This window comes from Streptomyces apricus (genome assembly GCF_008369065.1).
In the GTDB taxonomy this organism is placed as follows: Bacteria; Actinomycetota; Actinomycetes; order Streptomycetales; family Streptomycetaceae; genus Streptomyces; species Streptomyces apricus.
Window position 1 is genome coordinate 1 of the sequence record NZ_VDFC01000120.1, and the last position, 4219, is coordinate 4219.

At 72.2% G+C, this 4219-nt stretch carries 4 protein-coding genes; 2 read left to right on the forward strand and 2 right to left on the reverse strand.

Features of this window, described 5'->3' with window-relative positions; translation table 11 throughout:
- Both FGF04_RS38240 and FGF04_RS38245 read left to right on the forward strand, forming a co-directional pair.
- Positions 1 to 1346 (forward strand): FG-GAP and VCBS repeat-containing protein (locus FGF04_RS38240; RefSeq protein ID WP_149515992.1); only part of this gene is annotated, 1346 nt, incomplete at its 5' end.
- Between the two features lie 162 nt (positions 1347 to 1508).
- Complete coding sequence (locus FGF04_RS38245; RefSeq protein WP_149515993.1) at positions 1509 to 2984, forward strand: VCBS repeat-containing protein; 1476 nt, start codon at positions 1509 to 1511, stop codon at positions 2982 to 2984.
- Here the strand turns inward: FGF04_RS38245 and FGF04_RS38250 are convergent.
- Together FGF04_RS38250 and FGF04_RS38255 are read right to left on the reverse strand one after the other, a co-directional pair.
- Positions 2981 to 3163, reverse strand: a complete 183-nt coding sequence (locus tag FGF04_RS38250) for a DUF397 domain-containing protein (RefSeq protein WP_149515994.1) — start codon at positions 3161 to 3163, stop codon at positions 2981 to 2983. The genes FGF04_RS38245 and FGF04_RS38250 overlap by 4 nt on opposite strands.
- An 11-nt stretch (positions 3164 to 3174) precedes the next feature.
- Entirely contained in the window at positions 3175 to 4017 is an 843-nt protein-coding gene (locus FGF04_RS38255) for a helix-turn-helix domain-containing protein (RefSeq protein ID WP_149515995.1), read from the reverse strand.
- Positions 4018 to 4219 lie beyond the last annotated feature (202 nt).

The window sequence follows — 4219 nt, forward strand, 5'->3', positions numbered from 1 at the left end:
CCGACCACCCTCGCCCCGGCGACTTCAACGGCGACGGCTACGACGACTTCGCGACCGTCGTCACCTCGCGCTCCGGGGACGGGGCGCGGACCACGGAGACCCTGGTCGTGGTCCACGGCTCCCGCGACGGCCTCGACCCGGCGACCGCGAGGCGGACCCCGGCGGGCGGCGGGGGCGCGTACTTCACCTCCTTGCTGCGCACCGACCTAGACGGCGACGGCTTCACCGACCTGGTCGCCGGCCGTGGCAAGGGCGACACCCGGCTCGGCGCCCTCGCCCTCTTCGGCGGTGCCCGCGGCGTGAAGGACGCCACACCGCTCGCCGTGCCCGACGACTTCCGGCCGCTGGCCGCCGCCGACTTCGACGGCGACGGCACCGTAGACCTGCTCGACGGAGGACAGGCCGGCACGGGCGGTACGGACGGCACGGACGCGGAGGGACCGGGCACCGGCGGGCTCCTGCTCTACGGCCCCTTCGACCGCGCGGGCACCCCGGAGCGCCGGGCCGCCCTCGACCTGGGGCAGCGGGGGTACGCGTCGCCCGCCTCGGCCACCACCGGCGACTTCGACGCCGACGGGAGGGCGGAGGTGGTCCTCACGTACCACTTCGACGCGGAGGAGGACGAGGACGCGCCCGCGGACCTGCACACGGTCGGCTACTACGAGGGCGCCGGGGACGGCCGGGACGGCCTGGTCCGCGACACGGCGCGCGAGCGGGCCGTCGCCGGGGCCGTGGACACCCCCGACGGCCCCGGCACCCCGGCCGCCGGTGACGCCGACGGCGACGGCGTCGACGACCTGCTGCTGCCCACCCGGCTCCCGGTGGCCCCCGCGGACGAACCGGCCGCGGGCGGCGCGCTCACCGTCCTGTACGGCTCCCGGACGGGCCCGGGCGGCGGGCGCGGGAAGTCCGTGATCACGGGCGAGGGCGGCGCGGCACGGCGCACCGACTTCGGCAGTTCGCCGGCCGTCGGTGACGTCAACGGCGACGGGAGACCGGACGTGGTCGTCAACACGCCGGGCTTCCGGCGCCACGACGGCAGGGTCACACTGCTGCCCGGCGGCCCCGGAGGCGTCCCGTCCGCGACGGGCGAGCAGAGCGTCGACGCCGCGACGGACGGACTGCCGGGCACCCCGAACCCGCACCACTGGAACGCCTTCGACCACCGCCCGCCGCTGCTCGACGTGGACGGCGACGACCACGCCGACGCCGTCGTCTTCGGCCCGCTCTACGAGAAGCGCAAGGGCGCCTACCTGGTGCTGCACGGCACGGACACCGGATTCGCCCCGTCGAAGGCACACCTGTTCACACCGTCCGACCTCGGCGTCCCCCTGCGGCAGAAGTGACGCCCGCACCGGCACACCGGAAATAACTCGAACTCACGTACAACCTTCGGCACATCCGGTGGGTCTTGTGATCGCCAACCGTCCGTGTGCCCCAGGGGAACTCCGGGTGAACACGGGTGGGCGGCACCCCATCGACTGCGGGCGCCTGCCAGGTGTTCCCGCATGCAGAAGAAATACCTGAGACTCGCCCTCGCGACGGCCACCGCCGCCACGCTGACGGGCGGACTCCTCACCTTCACGGCCGCGACGGCGACGGCGGCCGACTCCGTCCACCACCCCGTGGCGGACTTCGACAGCGACGGCTACGGCGACGTCGCGTACTCGGCCGGCTGGGCGACCGTCGGCGGCAAGAAGGGCGCCGGCCAGATCGTCGCCCTGTACGGCTCACCGAGCGGTGTGACCGCCGGGAACCGCACCACCATCAGCCAGAACACCACGGGCGTCCCGGGCAGCGCCGAGACCAACGACGCCTTCGGCTGGGTCAGCGCGTACGGCGACTTCAACGGCGACGGCTTCGACGACCTCGCCACCTCCGCGCAGTGGGAGGACGTGGACGGTGACACCGACGGCGGCACCGTCGTCATCGCGTGGGGCTCGACGAACGGGCTCTCCGGCGCCACGACCCTCAAGGACCCGGCCGTCTCGTCCCACGACCGCTGGGGCACGGCGCTCGCCGCCGGCGACTTCGACGGCGACGGCACGGAGGACCTCGCGGTCGGCTCCTCGTCGAGCACGCTCTACGTCTTCAAGGGCGGCATCCAGAAGTCCGGTGCGTACGGCGGCCGTTACACCGTCAAGACGGACATCCAGTCCGGCGGCGACACCGGCCCGCTGGTGCTCGCCGCGGGCGACGTCAACGGCGACCGGAAGTCCGACCTGGTCGTCAACGGCTACGAGACCGACAGCGACTACGGCTTCAACACCAACTTCTACGTGCCCGGCTCGGCCTCCGGCCTGAAGGCGTCGGCCGCGCAGGAGGTGAAGCGCGGGGTCATCACCGGCATCGGCGACGTCAACGGCGACGGCTTCGGCGACATCGTCACCGGCCAGGACTGGGACCCGACCAGGGACGGCTCCCCCTCCGTGCCCGAGTCGGTGGACGGCGGCAAGGTCCACATCGTCTACGGTTCGGCCTCCGGCCCGGCCGCCGCCGTCGACGTCTCCCAGGACAGCGGCAACGTCCCCGGGTCCTCCGAGCGCGGCGACTGGTTCGGCAGCGAGCTCTCGCTGGGCGACATCAACGGCGACGGCCTGACCGACCTGGTGGCGGGCGCGCCGGGCGAGAACCTGGACGGCGTGGTGAACACGGGCGCGGTGACCGTCCTGTACGGCACCGCCTCCGGCCTGGACACCGGCTCCGGCCACCAGTACTTCGCCCAGTCCACGGCCGGCGTCCCCGGCTCGGACGAGAAGGACGACGCGTTCGGCAGCGAGGTGAAGCTCACCGACGTCACCGGCGACGGCAAGGCCGACCTGACGGTCGGGGCGTACGGCGAGAACGCCTACAACGGCTCGGTGGTCTACCTGCCCTCCGACGGCACCCGGATCACCACCACCGGCGCCCGCTCCCTCGCCCCGTCCGCGGTCGGCGTCTCGACGGACGCGCAGCCGGCGTTCGGCGCCAACGCCGCGAACTAGTTTTCTGCCAGATGGCGTATGAGTGCGGCGAGCCCGGCCCCGGTGGTCTCCACCACGGCGCCGGGCTCTTCGCTCTCACGCAGGAGGAGGGTGCCCCGACCGGCGGCCACCTCCACGCAGTTGGGGGCGTCCTCTCCTTGGGAGAACGACGACTTCTGCCACAGGACGGCGGGGGTCATTGCAGGTCTCCTCACATCTGCCGGGCGAGTCGATGGATGAAGTCCCTCGACTCCACGATTCCCAGCGCGGCACTCTCCACAGAGTCGATCACTCGGCGGTACAGGCGCACCTGCGCCTCCGCGTCCACGAAGGTCCCGTCGTGCAGGGAATCCAGCATGACGGTGTCCAGCTGAGGCACGGAACCGCCCGCCAACAGTACGGGGGTTCCGATCTGCGTGAAGCTGTCGACGTCGAACGGGACCACGCGCACGGTTACTTCAGGGCGATCGGACTGTTCCAGGATATGCGCCATCTGTCGTTGGGCCACTTTCCGGTCAGCAGGCCTCACCCGCAGGGCGGCCTCGTGGATCACCACGTCGTAGGGGGCCTGTCCCAGCACCGCCTGGCGACGCAGCCGGAAGGCGACGCGCGCCTCGATCTGCTCCTCACCGAGCGTCGACACCGGAGAGGCGTACGTCGCCCTCACCTGCTCCTCGGTCTGCAGCAGTCCGGGGATGTACAGGTTCTCGAACGACCTCAAGTACACGGCGCGCTGCTCCAGTTCGGCCAGGTCGAGGAAGCTGGGCGGCAGTAGCCCTCTATACTCCTCCCACCAGCCACGCCCCCGCTCGCTCGCCATGGCCGCCAGCGCGTCGACCAGGGCCTCGTCGTCACAGGCGTACGCACCCGCCCAGTGCCGCACGCGCTCGGCGCTCACCCCGACCCGGGCCACCTCCGTGGCGGACAGCCTGCTCTCCGCGATCCCCAGCGCCCGCGCCGCCTCCCGGCCACTGAGCCCCGCCCGCTCCCGGAGCTTGCGCAGCTCCGCGCCGAGCCGCTCCTGACGTGCCGTGATGATGCTGCGTGCTGGCATGTGCGCTTTCACTCCCGGGAATTGAGGATCTCCAGTATCTCCACCCGGCTTGACGGGCATCAATTGAACCCCATACCGTCAGTGACGCACCACACACTCTCCGGAGCCGAAGTGCACCGCGCTGCCCTGCCACGGCAGCCGCGAAAGAGCCACTGCTCCGCCCCCGCCCCCACTCCGAACCGGGAGCCCGCATGCCCATGCC

Coding starts and splice junctions, on each gene's coding strand:
- FGF04_RS38255 (WP_149515995.1), bottom strand. CDS start 4,017: ATGCCAGCACGCAGCATCATCACGGCACGTCAGGAGCGGCTCGGCGCG.
- FGF04_RS38250 (WP_149515994.1), bottom strand. CDS start 3,163: ATGACCCCCGCCGTCCTGTGGCAGAAGTCGTCGTTCTCCCAAGGAGAG.
- FGF04_RS38245 (WP_149515993.1), top strand. CDS start 1,509: ATGCAGAAGAAATACCTGAGACTCGCCCTCGCGACGGCCACCGCCGCC.